Origin of the sequence: Enterobacter sp. BNK-18 (assembly GCF_047456135.1) — a bacterium.
Lineage (GTDB): Bacteria > Pseudomonadota > Gammaproteobacteria > Enterobacterales > Enterobacteriaceae > Enterobacter > Enterobacter ludwigii.
The window spans coordinates 2578362-2593882 of record NZ_CP179899.1 but is presented as its reverse complement, the minus strand read 5'-3'; the positions used below and the strand labels follow the sequence as shown (position 1 = coordinate 2593882).

Below are 15521 nucleotides of genomic sequence, written 5' to 3'. Positions count from 1 at the left end.
ATTTGAATTTTATGAGGCTTCAAACATGGTACCTGTGGTCGCGCTTGTCGGGCGCCCTAACGTTGGAAAATCCACTCTTTTTAACCGTTTAACACGCACCCGTGATGCGCTGGTTGCGGATTTCCCGGGGCTGACGCGTGACCGTAAGTACGGTCGTGCAGAAGTAGAAGGACGCGAGTTCATCTGTATTGATACCGGTGGTATTGACGGGACAGAAGATGGTGTTGAAACCCGTATGGCGGAACAGTCGCTGCTGGCGATTGAAGAAGCTGACGTGGTTCTGTTTATGGTGGACGCTCGCGCAGGCCTGATGCCGGCGGACTCCGCTATTGCGAAACATCTGCGCTCGCGTGAAAAACCCACTTTCCTGGTGGCGAACAAAACTGACGGTATTGATGCAGACCAGGCGGTTGCGGATTTCTGGTCCTTAGGTCTGGGCGAAATCTACCCGATTGCGGCATCTCATGGTCGTGGCGTGACCAGCCTGCTGGAAACCGTTTTGCTGCCGTGGGTTGATGAAGTTAACCCGCCGGAAGAGATCGATGAAGACGCCGAATATTGGGCGCAGTTCGAAGACGGCGAAGCGGGCGAGGAAGAGCCTGAAGACGACTTCAACCCGCAGGATCTGCCGATCAAACTGGCTATCGTGGGCCGTCCAAACGTAGGTAAGTCTACACTTACTAACCGTATCCTCGGCGAAGAGCGTGTGGTCGTTTACGACATGCCGGGCACCACCCGCGACAGTATTTATATCCCGATGCAGCGCGATGAGCGTGAGTATGTGCTCATTGACACCGCAGGCGTACGTAAGCGCGGGAAAATCACCGATGTGGTGGAAAAATTCTCCGTTATCAAGACCCTGCAGGCGATTGAAGATGCCAACGTGGTCATGCTGGTCATCGATGCGCGCGAAGGTATCTCCGATCAGGACCTTTCTCTGCTCGGCTTCATTCTGAATAGTGGGCGCTCACTCGTTATCGTGGTCAACAAATGGGATGGCCTGAGTAATGAGGTGAGAGAGCAGGTGAAAGAGACGCTCGACTTCCGTCTGGGCTTTATCGACTTTGCTCGCGTGCACTTTATCTCTGCGTTACACGGCAGCGGTGTAGGTAATCTGTTTGAGTCCGTGCGTGAAGCGTACGACAGCTCCACCCGTCGTCAGAGCACCGCCATGCTGACCCGTATCATGAACATGGCAGCAGAAGACCATCAGCCGCCGCTGGTGCGTGGTCGTCGCGTGAAGCTGAAATATGCTCATGCCGGGGGTTATAACCCACCAATCGTGGTGATTCACGGCAACCAGGTTAAAGACCTGCCGGATTCCTACAAGCGCTATCTGATGAACTACTTCCGTAAATCACTGGACGTAATGGGCACGCCAATCCGCATCCAGTTCAAGGAAGGGGAGAACCCGTTCGCCAACAAGCGCAATACCCTGACGCCAAACCAGATGCGTAAGCGTAAGCGTTTGATTAAGCACATTAAGAAAAGCAAATAAGCTTTGCCGTTCTTTCTGAAGCCCGCGTTGATCGCGGGCTTTTTTTCGCCCGCTCATACCGCCAGTCCACTCTGTGTGATGTCAATCACTATTCACTTTTAACCAAGTTTAAATCTAAGAAAGTAGACAATCATCGAATTTTCATCTTAAAGTCCAGGGTCCGGTACTAGACAAAACTAGCGACTGGTTATCAAATGGTTAACTAACTTTTCGCCGCATGTAAAAAATCGGTCAGATACGTAACTGGCCGGCGTACATGCTGGTGTTTACAAGCACGACACATACCTTCCTGGGAGAATTATGCAATCCTCTGTTAATCAAAAAGAAAGCCGAACGTTCTTCGGCCATCCTTATCCGCTCGGTTCGCTGTTCTTTACCGAGATGTGGGAACGTTTCTCGTTTTACGGCATTCGCCCATTACTGATCCTGTTTATGGCCGCCACCGTGTATGACGGCGGGATGGGGCTGGCACGTGAAAACGCGTCGGCAATTGTGGGCATCTTTGCCGGCACCATGTACCTGGCCGCACTGCCGGGGGGCTGGCTGGCGGATAACTGGCTCGGCCAGCAGAAAGCCGTCTGGTACGGATCCATCCTGATTGCGCTCGGCCACCTGTCGATTGCGCTTTCGGCCATCATGGGCGATAACCTGTTCTTTATCGGCCTGATGTTCATCGTGCTCGGTTCTGGTCTGTTTAAGACCTGTATCTCGGTCATGGTGGGGACGCTGTACAAAAAAGGCGATGCGCGTCGTGACGGCGGTTTCTCGCTGTTCTACATGGGCATCAACATGGGCTCGTTTATCGCGCCGCTGATTTCCGGCTGGCTGATTAAATCTCACGGCTGGCACTGGGGCTTCGGCATTGGTGGCATCGGGATGCTGGTTGCCCTGATCATCTTCCGCGTGTTTGCCGTTCCGGCAATGAAACGCTATGACAGCGAAGTGGGGCTGGACTCGACCTGGAATAGCCCGGTGGTGAAAAGAAACGGCGTGGGCGCATGGTTGCTGGCGCTGGCTGTGGGTGTGGCTGTTATCGTTACGCTGATCGCGCAGGGTGTGATTGTGATTAACCCGGTTGCGGTGGCCAGCGTGCTGGTTTACGTGATTGCGGCGTCCGTTGCCCTCTACTTTATCTACCTGTTCCTTTTTGCGGGCCTGAATCGTAAAGAGCGTGCCAGACTTCTGGTCTGTTTTATTCTGCTGGTCTCCGCCGCGTTCTTCTGGTCCGCCTTCGAGCAGAAGCCAACGTCATTCAACCTCTTTGCCAACGACTACACTAACCGCATGATCGGTGATTTCGAAATCCCGGCAGTATGGTTCCAGTCGATTAACGCCCTGTTCATCATCCTGCTGGCACCGGTATTCAGCTGGGCCTGGCCGAAACTTGCCAGCATGAACATTCGTCCGAGCAGTATCACCAAGTTTGTTATTGGTATTTTGTGTGCCGCCGCAGGTTTTGGTCTGATGATGCTGGCTGCGCAGAACGTACTGAATAACGGTGGCGCGGGCGTGTCGCCATTCTGGCTGGTGGGGAGCATTTTGATGCTGACGCTGGGGGAACTGTGCCTGAGCCCGATTGGTCTGGCGACCATGACGCTGCTGGCACCGGAAAGAATGCGTGGGCAGATGATGGGCCTGTGGTTCTGCGCAAGTGCGCTGGGCAACCTGGCGGCAGGTCTGATTGGCGGTCACGTGAAGGCCGACCAGCTGGATATGCTGCCGGATCTCTTCGCACGTTGCTCCATCGCGCTGCTGATTTGTGCCGCGGTGCTGATCGTCCTCATTGTTCCGGTACGTCGCATGCTGGAAAATGCGCAGACTAAACCGGCCGCTAACGCCTGATAACGCCTCGCTCGTCAATACCGGGGCAGGCGTTTGCCCCGGTAATTTACTCGACGAGGTAGAAGATGCTGTTAGGGTTTGTTGGTCTTGGCGCGGTGGTGGAAACCGCTTATTTACCTGCATTACACAATCTGTATGGCGATTCACTGCACTGCCTGGGGTTTGATGTTCAGCCTGGCAGACACCCTGAAGGCGTGACGCGCTGCGCCTCTCTCACCGAACTTCTCTCGCATCCTCTTGATACCCTGTTTATTACCACGGCTTCTCTGCAGCATCTTGAGGTGCTGGAGCACGCCCTGGCGTCTCCTGTGGCGCGGATCGTGGTTGAAAAACCCATCGTCGCCACGCTCTCGCAGCTCGAAAAACTGAACAGACTGCTGGCGTTGCCCGGTGCGGCGTCCCGTGTGCTCGCACTAGACCACTGGATGGCGCGCCTCGCAACGGTTCAGCTTGGGCTGATCGGGACTTTTGCTGATATCGCCAGAATTGACGGTTTTTTGCAGGAACCGAGCGGGTTTAACGCAAAAGGAGAACCTGTCGCGCTTAACTTCGCGACGGGTGAAGTGGACACCCGCACGCTTCGCCATCCTGACGGCGTTATCCTGGACATCGGCACGCATGTGCTGGCGATGCTGCGTGAAACGGTGCGTTATCTGGGGGGCGGGGATGATATGACGCTGCAGGTGGTGGCCGCTACTGACCGGCTTGGGCGTGAGATCAAACAGGGCGATCTCACCACGGCAGAGGGCAGCGCTCATCTTCGCGGGCAGCTTAGTGGCATTCCGGTGGAGATTTGGCTCAACAAATATGCGGGACCGTCAGGCGGGCAAAAAGGGTTACGGCTGTATCTGCATGACGGGCGCGTCATAAGCCACGATCGTCACGGAGCAGAAGATGTGCTCGTGCTGACGGACGGCGATCGGGTTCAGCGCTGGCATATTCCAGGCACGATTTATATGCACTGCCTGGCAGAGCGCATTCTGGGGCAGAAAAGTCTTTTCGAATGTGACCCGGAAGAAGTGAGCCGGACGACACGCCGTCGAATGGCGGAAGTAGAACTGCTGCTGACCTTACAGCAACAGCTGCGTGGCCCGCACTGAGTGCTGCGTGTTAATATCAACGTATTACAGAATGCCCAGCAAAGGAGTCATCATGTCGATTACCTGCCCGGATTGCCACGCAGAGCTTGAAGTGCAAAATGGCGTCGCCCACTGTGAGCACTGCGATAAGGATATCGCGCTCGAAGCCCGCTGCCCGGAGTGTCATCAGCCACTCCAGGTCTTAAAAGCCTGCGGTGCGGTGGATTATTTCTGCCAGAACGGCCACGGCCTGATTTCGAAAAAGCGCGTGGAGTTTGTCCCGGCTGAAGCTTAATCACACACGCAGCCTTCGCCTTTCTGCCATAGCTCGACCAGCGACTCAGGGGCTTCCTGCTCAGGCACCAGCACAATCATATCGGTGTACTGGGCCTGATTGTGCTGAGTCCAGATTATCTGGATGCGAAAATAACGCTGATCGCCACTCCCCGGCGAGGTGGGTTCACCCGGCGGCTGGCCGCGTGGAAATGCCTGCTCCAGGATGCTTACCACGCGCTGACGCTGGGCCTCATTGAGTGACGAAAGCGTAATGGTGCGTTGGCCGCTTAGCTTAGGGATAAAAGCGACGCCGCCTTCCCGGGCCAGCTCAACGACGGCGTCATCTGTGAGTTCCGGAACCTGCATTTACAGCACTCCCACCTGTTCCCAGGCTTGTTTTATCGCAGCTGCCACGTCACCACCGGACCGTTTCTCGCCGTGGGCAACCGTCAGTTTTGCGAAGGCCTCAAAATCGGCATCTTGCGCCAGGTGACGGTCGCAAACTGTGTCGTACCAGGCATATCCCGCTTTTTCCCAGGCATGACCCCCAATCGCCTTCGCGGCCAGATAAAACGCCCGGTTGGGAATACCTGAATTCAGGTGTACGCCGCCGTTGTCTTCGCGCGTTTTGATAAAGTCTTTCATGTGCCCAGGCTGCGGGTCTTTACCGAGCAGAGGATCGTCATAGGCGGTGCCGGGCGCTGACATGGAGCGCAGCCCTTTGCCGTTAATACCGTCTGCCAGAAGCCCCTCACCAATCAGCCAGTCGGCTTCATCGGCGGTCTGTTTGAGGTGGTACTGTTTGACCAGCGAGCCAAACACATCTGACAATGATTCATTCAGTGCGCCAGACTGCTCAAAATAGATAAGCCCGGCTTCGGTCTCGGTGACACCGTGGCTTAGCTCGTGGGCCACGACGTCAATGGCAATGGTAAAGCGGTTAAATATTTCGCCGTCGCCATCGCCAAAGACCATCTGCTGACCATTCCAGAAGGCGTTCTGATATTCCCGGCCATAGTGCACGGTACCGGTCAGGATCAGGCCTTTGTTATCAAGCGAATCGCGCTGATACATTTTCCAGAAGAAATCATGGGTGACCCCCAAATAATTGTAGGCTTCATCAACGGCCACATCGCCATTTGACGGCTGGCCCTCATAACGCACCTGGGTACCCGGCAGCTCCTGCGTCTGTCTGGCATCGTAAATATCACGCTCCAGTTGACCGGCTTTATTGACGTGCGGCGCGGCGGGTTTGCCCGGCATATGCGCCATGAGCGTTTGCACATGCGTTAATGTCTGACGGGCGCAGCGCTGCTGCGGCTCAGAGCCACTTTCGATAATGCGACGAAGAATATAGGGGGGAATGACGCTGTGAAGATAAGACATGCTGCTCTCCTTAGTTCGGGCAAGGCCAGATAAAAGGGAATAGCAGCAGTATAGTTTGTAACCGACGAAGAATTATCCGGTTTTTCGCTGGCGCGTTTTTTTCACCGGTTTAATCTCTTTCACTTCGCTCTCCACCCAGCCGTCTGACAGACGGGTGGTGAGAACATCTCCGGCTTTCACCTGCTTCGTTTGCTTCAGCACTTTACCGTCGGTGGCGGTCGTTACGCTATAGCCTCGTGCCAGCGTCGAGAGCGGGCTGACCGCCTCGAGGTGGGTCACGGCGTTGCCAAAGCGTTCACGTGTGGTGCTAAGACGTGCACGGATAGTGTCTGCCAGTCGATACTCAAGCTGTTGGATACGCGTTTGCGCGCGATAAATCTTCGGCTGTGGGTTCTGCTGGTTCAGGCGCTGAGTAATACGCTGCTGGCGCGAGACCGCGCGCTTGAGCTGAATATCCAGCGCGACGTTCATTCGCTGACGCAGACGCTCCAGCACGGTTTGCTGACGGGCCAGCCGCAATTGCGGGTGCTGCTGTTGCAGGCGATGATGAAGCTGGGTAAACCGGCGCGTCCGGTTGGCCAGGAAATAGTCCATCGCCATTTCCAGACGCTGCTGACCATTCTGCAGTTGACGCAGCAGCTCCAGCTGATTGCGGCTCACCACTTCCGCGGCTGCGGAGGGCGTTGGCGCGCGTAAATCCGCCACAAAATCAGCTATCGTTACGTCCGTTTCGTGGCCGACGGCGCTGACGACCGGGATCTGGCTTGCGAAAATGGCCCGTGCCACACGTTCGTCGTTAAAGCTCCACAGGTCTTCCAGCGAACCGCCGCCACGCCCGATAATCAGCACGTCGCACTCCTGACGTGCGTTTGCAAGTTCAATGGCGCGGACAATCTGACCCGGTGCGTCATCACCCTGAACAGCGGTCGGGTAGATGATAACGGGCAGGGACGGGTCGCGGCGTTTGAGGACATGAAGAATGTCGTGCAGTGCCGCCCCGGTTTTTGACGTAATCACCCCAACGCAGTGGGCAGGTGAGGGGAGCGGTTTTTTGAACTGCTGATCGAACAGACCCTCTTGCGAGAGTTTGTCTTTTAGCTGCTCGTACTTCTGCTGCAACACACCTTCGCCCGCAGGCTGCATACTTTCGACGATGATTTGATAATCGCCGCGCGGCTCATACAGGGTGATATTGGCGCGAACCAGAACCTGCTGACCATGCTGAGGGCGAAACGTCACGCGGCGGTTGCTGTTGCGGAACATTGCACAGCGCACCTGAGCGGTGTCGTCTTTTAACGTGAAGTACCAATGACCAGATGAAGGCTGCGTGAAGTTAGAAATTTCACCGCTGATCCAGACCTGCCCCATTTCCTGCTCAAGCAGCAAACGAACCGTCTGATTAAGGCGGCTGACAGTAAAAATTGAGGGGGATTGAGTGGATAACATGTGAGCGGGATCAAATTCTAAATCAGCAAGTTATTCAGTCGATAGTAACCTGCTGAGAGGGGAGTGCAAGGTTTTTTTATAAAAAAGTGTGGATGCAATCGGTTACGCTCTGTATAATGCCACGGCAATATTTAACCACCCACCAGGTCAGAGATATTGCCCATGCTACGTATCGCTAAAGAAGCACTGACGTTTGACGACGTCCTCCTCGTTCCCGCTCATTCCACCGTTCTGCCGAATACTGCCGATCTCAGCACGCAGTTGACGAAAACGATTCGCCTGAACATTCCTATGCTCTCTGCGGCAATGGACACCGTGACTGAAGCGCGCCTGGCTATCGCCCTGGCACAGGAAGGTGGCATCGGCTTTATTCATAAAAACATGTCTATCGAGCGTCAGGCTGAAGAAGTTCGCCGCGTGAAGAAACATGAATCCGGCATCGTGTCTGACCCACAGACCGTTCTGCCAACCACCACCCTGCACGAAGTGAAAGCCCTGACCGAACGTAACGGTTTCGCCGGTTACCCGGTTGTCACCGAAGATAACGAACTGGTGGGCATCATCACCGGCCGCGACGTGCGTTTCGTGACTGACCTGAACCAGCCTGTCAGCGTATACATGACCCCGAAAGAGCGTCTGGTAACCGTCCGTGAAGGCGAAACCCGTGACGTCGTGCTGGCTAAAATGCACGAGAAGCGCGTTGAGAAAGCACTGGTTGTGGACGCGAACTTCCACCTGCTGGGCATGATCACCGTTAAAGATTTCCAGAAAGCAGAACGTAAACCTAACGCCTGTAAAGACGAGCATGGCCGTCTGCGCGTAGGTGCTGCCGTTGGCGCGGGTGCAGGTAACGAAGAGCGTGTTGACGCGCTGGTAGCTGCGGGTGTTGACGTACTGCTGATTGACTCCTCTCACGGCCACTCCGAAGGCGTTCTGCAACGTATTCGTGAAACCCGTGCGAAATACCCAGACCTGCAGATCATCGGCGGTAACGTTGCAACGGGCGCAGGCGCTCGCGCACTGGCTGAAGCAGGCTGCAGCGCGGTGAAAGTCGGTATCGGTCCTGGCTCTATTTGTACCACCCGTATCGTGACTGGCGTAGGCGTTCCGCAGATCACCGCGGTATCCGACGCGGTTGAAGCGCTGGAAGGCACCGGTATTCCGGTTATCGCTGACGGCGGTATCCGCTTCTCTGGCGACATCGCGAAAGCGATCGCTGCAGGTGCTGCAGCCGTCATGGTTGGCTCCATGCTGGCCGGTACTGAAGAATCCCCGGGCGAAATTGAACTCTACCAGGGCCGTTCTTACAAATCATACCGTGGTATGGGCTCCCTGGGCGCGATGTCCAAAGGCTCTTCCGACCGTTACTTCCAGAGCGATAACGCCGCTGACAAACTGGTACCGGAAGGTATCGAAGGCCGCGTTGCCTATAAAGGCCGCCTGAAAGAGATCATTCACCAGCAGATGGGCGGCCTGCGCTCCTGTATGGGTCTGACCGGCTGTGGTACCATCGACCTGCTGCGTACTAAAGCGGAATTCGTACGCATCAGCGGTGCGGGTATCCAGGAGAGCCACGTTCACGACGTGACGATCACCAAAGAGTCCCCGAACTACCGTCTGGGCTCCTGATAAATTTCCGCGCCCGGCTCATGCCGGGCGCTCTGTATTTGTTTCACTTGCCTCGGAATTAGCGTCAATGACGGAAAACATTCATAAACATCGCATTCTCATCCTGGACTTTGGTTCTCAGTACACTCAACTGGTGGCGCGTCGCGTACGTGAACTGGGCGTTTACTGTGAACTGTGGGCATGGGATGTCACGGAAGCACAGATTCGCGAATTCAATCCAAGCGGCATCATCCTGTCCGGCGGCCCGGAAAGCACCACCGAAGAGAACAGCCCACGCGCACCGCAGTACGTGTTTGAAGCGGGCGTGCCGGTATTCGGCGTTTGCTACGGTATGCAGACCATGGCCATGCAGCTGGGCGGCCACGTAGAAGGGTCTAACGAGCGTGAGTTTGGCTACGCGCAGGTTGAAGTCGTCACCGACAGCGCGCTGGTTCGCGGTATCGAAGACTCCCTGACCGCAGACGGCAAACCGCTGCTGGACGTGTGGATGAGCCACGGCGACAAAGTCACCGCCATCCCGTCTGACTTTGTGACCGTTGCCAGCACCGATAACTGCCCGTTTGCGATTATGGCGAACGAAGAAAAACGCTTCTACGGTGTGCAGTTCCACCCGGAAGTGACCCATACCCGTCAGGGTATGCGCATGCTGGAACGCTTCGTGCGTGATATCTGCCAGTGTGAAGCACTGTGGACGCCAGCAAAAATCATCGACGACGCCGTTGAGCGTATCCGCCAGCAGGTTGGCAATGACAAAGTGATCCTCGGCCTGTCCGGCGGTGTTGACTCCTCTGTCACCGCGATGCTGCTGCACCGCGCAATCGGCAAAAACCTGACCTGTGTATTCGTGGACAACGGTCTGCTGCGTCTGAACGAAGCGCAGCAGGTTATGGATATGTTCGGCGACCACTTCGGTCTGAACATCATTCACGTGGAAGGCGAGAAGCGCTTCCTCGACGCGCTGGCTGGCGAGAACGATCCGGAAGCGAAACGTAAAATCATCGGTCGCGTCTTCGTTGAAGTGTTCGATGAAGAAGCGCTGAAGCTGGAAGACGTTAAATGGCTGGCGCAGGGCACCATTTACCCTGACGTGATTGAATCTGCGGCTTCCGCAACCGGTAAAGCACACGTCATTAAATCTCACCACAACGTGGGCGGCCTGCCGAAAGAGATGAAGATGGGCCTGGTTGAACCGCTGCGTGAGCTGTTCAAAGATGAAGTACGTAAGATCGGCCTGGAACTGGGTCTGCCATATGACATGCTCTACCGTCACCCGTTCCCGGGTCCAGGTCTGGGCGTGCGTGTGCTGGGCGAAGTGAAGAAAGAGTACTGCGACCTGCTGCGTCGCGCGGACGCTATCTTCATTGAAGAGCTGCACAAAGCTGACCTGTACAACAAAGTGAGCCAGGCGTTCACCGTGTTCCTGCCGGTGCGCTCTGTCGGCGTGATGGGCGATGGCCGTAAGTACGACTGGGTTGTTTCCCTGCGTGCGGTAGAAACCATCGACTTCATGACCGCGCACTGGGCGCACCTGCCGTACGACTTCCTGGGCCGCGTCTCTAACCGCATTATCAACGAAGTGAACGGTATCTCCCGCGTGGTGTATGACATCAGCGGTAAGCCACCGGCTACGATTGAGTGGGAATGATTTTCCCCTGATATCACCCCAAACCCTCTGCTTGCGCAGGGGGTTTTTTATTCTCCGTTACTTCCCACTGCCCAGCCGATATGCCAGCGCTACCACCAGCGACTGCACGAGGCACAGCGTCGCCGACTGCGAGCGAAACGCGTCAACCTGCGCCTCTTTCACCACAAAACAGAGATCGCTGAAGGTGGCCAGCGGGCTTATCTGGCTGTCGGTGATCACAATCTGCCGCGCGCCGACGCTGGCGGCGGTTTCGCTGACCATTACCGTCTCTTCCGCATACGGCGAGAAGCTGATCGATACCACAATGTCCTGCGCCTTGATGCGGTTGATCTGCTCACGCAGCATCCCCCCCATTCCGTCGAGCAGAATAGGGCGGCACTCCAGGTGGCTCAGGGCGTAGGTCAGATAGGCGGCGACGCTAAACGAGCGGCGTAACCCGGCGATATAGATTGTGTCGGCGTCGGCCAGCAGTTGTACGGCGCGTTCCAGCATCTCCGGCTCGGCGCGGGCGGCCAGCTGCTGGAGGGCCTGCGCATTTGAACGGGCGAACTCCTGCAGAATATCGAGCGGGGTTTCCGGGACGGCCTGACTTTCCATTTCGCGAAACAGCCGGGCGCGGTCACTGTAGCTGGCGGTCTCTTCCACCAGGTTCATGCGAAACAGCTGTTTCATCTCGTTGAAACCGGTGAAGTCAAAAGCGTTGGCAAAACGGATCAGCGTTGACGGCGGCACATCGGCACGCTCGGCAATGACGGCGACCGTATCAAAGGCCACGCTGTTGGTATTATCCAGCACATAGCGGGAGACCTGCTGCAGCCTCTTGCTCAGGCTATCGTAGCGATCGCGGATTTGCTGCTGCAGCTCATTCAGGCTGGTTGCTGTGGTCATTTTACCCCCTATGCATAGTTTTATGATTCTAAACGCAAAACTGCGTCTTTTAAATGCCGGCCGTCCATCTGGCCTCAAAAATGAAACAGAAGCTTCACGCATTTCAACGCCTGAAATGCCTTAATAGCGCAGGCTGCACCGGTGATGGTGGCTGTTAACATAAAAATCCATCCTTGATCACAATAATCATCATTTATTTTATTTCAACTTAAAATGGAATATTTGTTTCATATATAGTGTTCAGGTAACAGTCACGTATCAACAGCGAGAGGTTAAGGATGGAGACGGTAGCGAATTTTATTCACGGCGAGTGTGTCACCGGTTCAGGCCAGCGCGTTCAGGCAATCTTCAACCCGGCCACCGGAGAGCAGATCCGCCAGGTGGTGATGAGTACGGCACAGGAAACCGAACAGGCGATTGCCGCAGCACAGCAGGCATTTCCTGGCTGGGCGCGTCATTCTCCACTTAAACGCGCACGCGTGATGTTCCGCTTCAAAGCGCTGCTGGAAGAGAACATGGAGCGCCTGGCCCGCATCATCAGCGAAGAGCATGGCAAAGTCTTCTCCGACGCGGTGGGCGAGCTGACCCGCGGCCTGGAAGTGGTGGAGTTTGCCTGCGGCATCCCGCATCTGCAAAAAGGTGAGCATTCCGCTAATGTCGGCACCGGTGTCGACAGCCACTCGTTGATGCAGCCGCTCGGCGTCTGTGCCGGGATCACGCCGTTTAATTTCCCGGCAATGGTGCCGATGTGGATGTTCCCGATTGCGCTGGCCACCGGCAACACGTTCGTGCTGAAGCCGTCGGAAAAAGATCCCTCTCTGGCGCTCGCGCTGGCAAAACTGCTGAAAGACGCCGGCCTGCCTGACGGCGTGTTTAACGTGGTGCAGGGCGATAAAGAGTCGGTTGACGTGCTGCTGACTGACCCGCGCGTGCAGTCTGTGAGCTTTGTCGGTTCAACGCCGATCGCCCAATACATTTACGAGACCGCCTCCGCCCACGGTAAACGCTGTCAGGCGCTGGGCGGGGCAAAAAACCACTGCATCTTAATGCCGGATGCCGATATGGATATGGCGACGAACGCGATTATGGGCGCTGCCTTCGGCGCGGCGGGAGAACGTTGCATGGCGCTGTCGGTGGTGCTGGCGGTGGGGGATAACACCGCTGATGAACTCTGTTCCCGGCTGGAAAAACAGATTGCCGCGCTGCGCGTCGGACCGGGTCTGGACCAGACGCCAGAGAACGAAATGGGGCCGCTTATCTCCTCGGCACACCGTAACAAAGTGCTGGGCTATATCGACAGCGGTGAAACTCAGGGAGCCCGCCTGCGCGTGGATGGCCGTGGGTTCAGCGTGAAAGGCCACGAGCAGGGCTATTTTGTTGGACCAACGCTGTTCGATAACGTCACGCCGGAGATGACCATTTATAAAGAAGAGATTTTCGGGCCGGTACTTTCTGTGGTGCGTGTTGCAGATTACAGCAGCGCGGTGGACCTGATTAACCGGCATGAATATGGTAATGGCTCGGCAATATTTACCCGTGACGGTGGCTGCGCGCGCCGCTTCTGCGAAGAGGTGCAGGCGGGGATGGTTGGGGTGAACGTGCCGATCCCGGTGCCGATGGCGTTCCACAGTTTTGGTGGCTGGAAGCGTTCGATCTTTGGTGCGCTGAATGTCCACGGCAACGACGGCGTGCGTTTCTACACCCGAATGAAAACCATCACCGCACGCTGGCCGGAAATGCAGCAGGAGACTGGCGCTGCGTTCTCCATGCCGACGCTGGGCTGACAGGAGGTTTTATGCAAACCGAACGTATGACCATGGCTCAGGCCCTGGTCAGATTCCTTAATCAACAATATGTCTCCATTGATGGACAAGAAACGCCCTTCGTGGAGGGCGTGGCGACCATTTTTGGTCACGGCAACGTGCTGGGTATAGGCCAGGCACTGGAGCAGGATCCTGGCCACCTGCAGGTGATGCAGGGGTGTAACGAACAGGGCATCGCCCATATGGCGACCGGATTCGCTAAACAGCATCGCCGTCGGCGCATTTTTGCCGTCACCTCATCCGTCGGGCCCGGCGCGGCTAATATGGTGACGGCCGCGGCGACCGCCACCGCGAACCGCATTCCGCTCCTGCTGTTACCGGGGGATATCTATGCCAGCCGCCAGCCCGATCCGGTTTTGCAGCAAATCGAGCAGTACCACGATCTCAGTATCAGCACCAACGACTGCTTCCGTCCCGTTTCACGCTACTGGGACCGCATTAACCGTCCGGAACAGTTAATGAGCGCGATGTTAAATGCGATGCGTACGCTTACTGACCCCGCAGCGACGGGGGCAGTGACCATTTGCCTGCCGCAGGACGTACAGGGCGAAGCCTGGGATTATCCCTTGAGCTTCTTTGCGCGTCGCGTGCATCACATTGAACGCCGTCCGCCTGATCCCCAGCGTCTGGCCCAGGCACAGGCGTTGATTGCCCGTAAACACCGTCCGCTGGTGGTGTGTGGCGGGGGCGTGCGTTATTCCGGCGCGCATGAGGCATTTCGGGAATTTGTTGAGACGCTGCAGCTGCCGTTTGCCGAAACCCAGGCCGGAAAGGGGGCGCTGGTAAGCGATCATCCCCTTAATCTGGGGGGGATCGGTGTGACGGGCGGAATGGCCGCTAACCAGCTTGCACCCAGGGCGGATTTGGTGATTGGCATCGGCACGCGCCTGACGGACTTTACCACCGGCTCCAAAGCGCTCTTTTCCCATCCGGACGTCGAGTTCCTGCTTTTGAACGTCGCCGAATTTGATGCCCTGAAACTGGATGCCACGGCGCTGATTGCCGATGCGCAAACCGGGCTGCACGCGTTAACGCAGGCGCTCCCGGCGTACCGAAGCCACTGGGGAGAGGAGATCGCTCAGGCGAAATCTGCCTGGCATGCGGAGTGCCAGCGCTTATGGGGCCGTCAGTGGCATCCCGACGATGCGCCTGAAGTGGCAGGGCACCTTGATGCGCAGCTGGCGGAATACGGTGAGGCGCTCAATACCCGCCTGACCCAGACGCGGGTGCTGGGGCTTATCAATCAACATATCGAAGATAACGCCATCGTTGTGGGTGCGGCCGGATCGCTGCCCGGGGATTTACAGCGCCTCTGGCAGGTGAAGACGCCGGACAGTTATCACCTGGAGTACGGCTACTCCTGCATGGGGTATGAGATTGCGGCGGCGATAGGCGCGAAGCTTGCCAGCCCGCATCAGCCGGTTTACGCCATGGTTGGGGATGGCTCCTACATGATGCTGCACTCCGAGCTACAAACCGCGGTGCAGGAGGGGATCAACGTCACCGTCCTGCTGTTTGATAACGCCAGCTTCGGCTGCATTAATAACCTGCAGATGGGGCACGGGATGGGGAGCTTCGGTACGGAAAACCGTCATCGAAACCCAGATTCAGGCCGGCTTGACGGGCCGCTGGTGAAAGTCGATTTCGCCCAGAACGCGGAAAGCTATGGCTGCCGCGCGTGGCGGGTCCACGACGAGCAGAGTCTGCTGGCGGCGCTGGCGGCGTCGCGGGCGCATCCTGGCCCAACGCTGCTGGATATCAAAGTGCTGCCGAAAACCATGACCCATGATTACGCGTCATGGTGGCGAACCGGTGATGCGCAGGTCGCGGGATCGCCTGCGGTGAGCAAAGCCGCCGAGCAAACCCAGGCGCAGGTAAAAAAAGCACGCCAGTATTAAGTATTTCCCGCCATAACGAAATTTTCATTTCATTTTCCCCTCACCCTAACCCTCTCCCCAAAGGGGAGAGGGGATGGTGTGGTGCACTCTTTTCTCCCTCGCCCCTTTGGG

12 protein-coding genes are annotated in these 15521 nt (G+C 56.7%); 8 read left to right on the top strand and 4 right to left on the bottom strand.

Annotated elements, in window-relative coordinates; translation table 11 throughout:
* Nucleotides 1-25: 25 nt before the first annotated feature.
* The 4 genes from der to ACMGG3_RS12450 all read left to right on the top strand — a co-directional run bounded on the left by der (nucleotide 26) and on the right by ACMGG3_RS12450 (nucleotide 4714).
* Entirely contained in the window at nucleotides 26-1498 is a 1473-nt protein-coding gene (gene der, locus ACMGG3_RS12465) for a ribosome biogenesis GTPase Der (RefSeq protein ID WP_020883033.1), read from the top strand.
* 300 nt (nucleotides 1499-1798) lie between these two features.
* On the top strand, nucleotides 1799-3340 hold the full coding sequence (locus ACMGG3_RS12460) for a peptide MFS transporter (protein ID WP_025203468.1): 1542 nt from the start codon (nucleotides 1799-1801) through the stop codon (nucleotides 3338-3340).
* Between the two features lie 65 nt (nucleotides 3341-3405).
* Nucleotides 3406-4440, top strand: coding sequence for a Gfo/Idh/MocA family oxidoreductase (locus ACMGG3_RS12455; RefSeq protein WP_151887769.1), 1035 nt, complete (start codon nucleotides 3406-3408; stop codon nucleotides 4438-4440).
* A 52-nt stretch (nucleotides 4441-4492) separates the two neighbouring features.
* Nucleotides 4493-4714, top strand: a complete 222-nt coding sequence (locus ACMGG3_RS12450; protein WP_025203470.1) for a zinc ribbon domain-containing protein — start codon at nucleotides 4493-4495, stop codon at nucleotides 4712-4714.
* Here the strand turns inward: ACMGG3_RS12450 and ACMGG3_RS12445 are convergent.
* The 3 genes from ACMGG3_RS12445 to xseA form a co-directional block, all read right to left on the bottom strand.
* Nucleotides 4711-5061: a protealysin inhibitor emfourin gene (locus ACMGG3_RS12445; protein WP_020883037.1), complete on the bottom strand. Its 351-nt coding sequence runs from the start codon at nucleotides 5059-5061 to the stop codon at nucleotides 4711-4713. The two genes, ACMGG3_RS12450 and ACMGG3_RS12445, sit on opposite strands and share 4 nt — an antisense overlap.
* Nucleotides 5062-6081 (bottom strand): M4 family metallopeptidase, encoded by a 1020-nt coding sequence (locus ACMGG3_RS12440; protein WP_014171157.1) that lies wholly within the window; start codon nucleotides 6079-6081, stop codon nucleotides 5062-5064.
* Nucleotides 6082-6153: 72 nt separating this feature from the next.
* Complete coding sequence (gene xseA / locus ACMGG3_RS12435; protein WP_414149214.1) at nucleotides 6154-7527, bottom strand: exodeoxyribonuclease VII large subunit; 1374 nt, start codon at nucleotides 7525-7527, stop codon at nucleotides 6154-6156.
* 162 nt (nucleotides 7528-7689) lie between these two features.
* Here xseA and guaB point away from each other — a divergent pair, with 162 nt between their 5' ends.
* Both guaB and guaA read left to right on the top strand, forming a co-directional pair.
* Nucleotides 7690-9156 carry an IMP dehydrogenase gene (gene guaB, locus ACMGG3_RS12430; protein ID WP_020883040.1) on the top strand — a complete coding sequence of 489 codons (1467 nt, stop codon included), beginning with the start codon at nucleotides 7690-7692 and terminating at the stop codon, nucleotides 9154-9156.
* 67 nt (nucleotides 9157-9223) lie between these two features.
* Nucleotides 9224-10801 (top strand): glutamine-hydrolyzing GMP synthase, encoded by a 1578-nt coding sequence (guaA, locus tag ACMGG3_RS12425; protein WP_014171154.1) that lies wholly within the window; start codon nucleotides 9224-9226, stop codon nucleotides 10799-10801.
* 57 nt (nucleotides 10802-10858) lie between these two features.
* Here guaA and ACMGG3_RS12420 read toward each other — a convergent pair whose 3' ends face one another.
* The gene (locus ACMGG3_RS12420; RefSeq protein ID WP_020883041.1) at nucleotides 10859-11689 is read right to left on the bottom strand and encodes a MurR/RpiR family transcriptional regulator; all 831 of its coding nucleotides are present in this window, start codon (nucleotides 11687-11689) and stop codon (nucleotides 10859-10861) included.
* A 278-nt stretch (nucleotides 11690-11967) separates the two neighbouring features.
* On the opposite strand from ACMGG3_RS12420, the gene ACMGG3_RS12415 reads away from it, so the two are divergent.
* Together ACMGG3_RS12415 and iolD are read left to right on the top strand one after the other, a co-directional pair.
* Nucleotides 11968-13473, top strand: coding sequence for a CoA-acylating methylmalonate-semialdehyde dehydrogenase (locus ACMGG3_RS12415; protein ID WP_394246811.1), 1506 nt, complete (start codon nucleotides 11968-11970; stop codon nucleotides 13471-13473).
* Between the two features lie 11 nt (nucleotides 13474-13484).
* Complete coding sequence (gene iolD, locus ACMGG3_RS12410; protein ID WP_394246812.1) at nucleotides 13485-15410, top strand: 3D-(3,5/4)-trihydroxycyclohexane-1,2-dione acylhydrolase (decyclizing); 1926 nt, start codon at nucleotides 13485-13487, stop codon at nucleotides 15408-15410.
* The last annotated feature ends 111 nt before the right edge of the window (nucleotides 15411-15521 follow it).

Bases quoted from the DNA above. Each gene is read 5' to 3' on its own strand.
- der (WP_020883033.1), top strand. From the start codon at position 26: ATGGTACCTGTGGTCGCGCTTGTCGGGCGCCCTAACGTTGGAAAATCC.
- ACMGG3_RS12460 (WP_025203468.1), top strand. From the start codon at position 1,799: ATGCAATCCTCTGTTAATCAAAAAGAAAGCCGAACGTTCTTCGGCCAT.
- ACMGG3_RS12455 (WP_151887769.1), top strand. From the start codon at position 3,406: ATGCTGTTAGGGTTTGTTGGTCTTGGCGCGGTGGTGGAAACCGCTTAT.
- ACMGG3_RS12450 (WP_025203470.1), top strand. From the start codon at position 4,493: ATGTCGATTACCTGCCCGGATTGCCACGCAGAGCTTGAAGTGCAAAAT.
- ACMGG3_RS12445 (WP_020883037.1), bottom strand. From the start codon at position 5,061: ATGCAGGTTCCGGAACTCACAGATGACGCCGTCGTTGAGCTGGCCCGG.
- ACMGG3_RS12440 (WP_014171157.1), bottom strand. From the start codon at position 6,081: ATGTCTTATCTTCACAGCGTCATTCCCCCCTATATTCTTCGTCGCATT.
- xseA (WP_414149214.1), bottom strand. From the start codon at position 7,527: ATGTTATCCACTCAATCCCCCTCAATTTTTACTGTCAGCCGCCTTAAT.
- guaB (WP_020883040.1), top strand. From the start codon at position 7,690: ATGCTACGTATCGCTAAAGAAGCACTGACGTTTGACGACGTCCTCCTC.
- guaA (WP_014171154.1), top strand. From the start codon at position 9,224: ATGACGGAAAACATTCATAAACATCGCATTCTCATCCTGGACTTTGGT.
- ACMGG3_RS12420 (WP_020883041.1), bottom strand. From the start codon at position 11,689: ATGACCACAGCAACCAGCCTGAATGAGCTGCAGCAGCAAATCCGCGAT.
- ACMGG3_RS12415 (WP_394246811.1), top strand. From the start codon at position 11,968: ATGGAGACGGTAGCGAATTTTATTCACGGCGAGTGTGTCACCGGTTCA.
- iolD (WP_394246812.1), top strand. From the start codon at position 13,485: ATGCAAACCGAACGTATGACCATGGCTCAGGCCCTGGTCAGATTCCTT.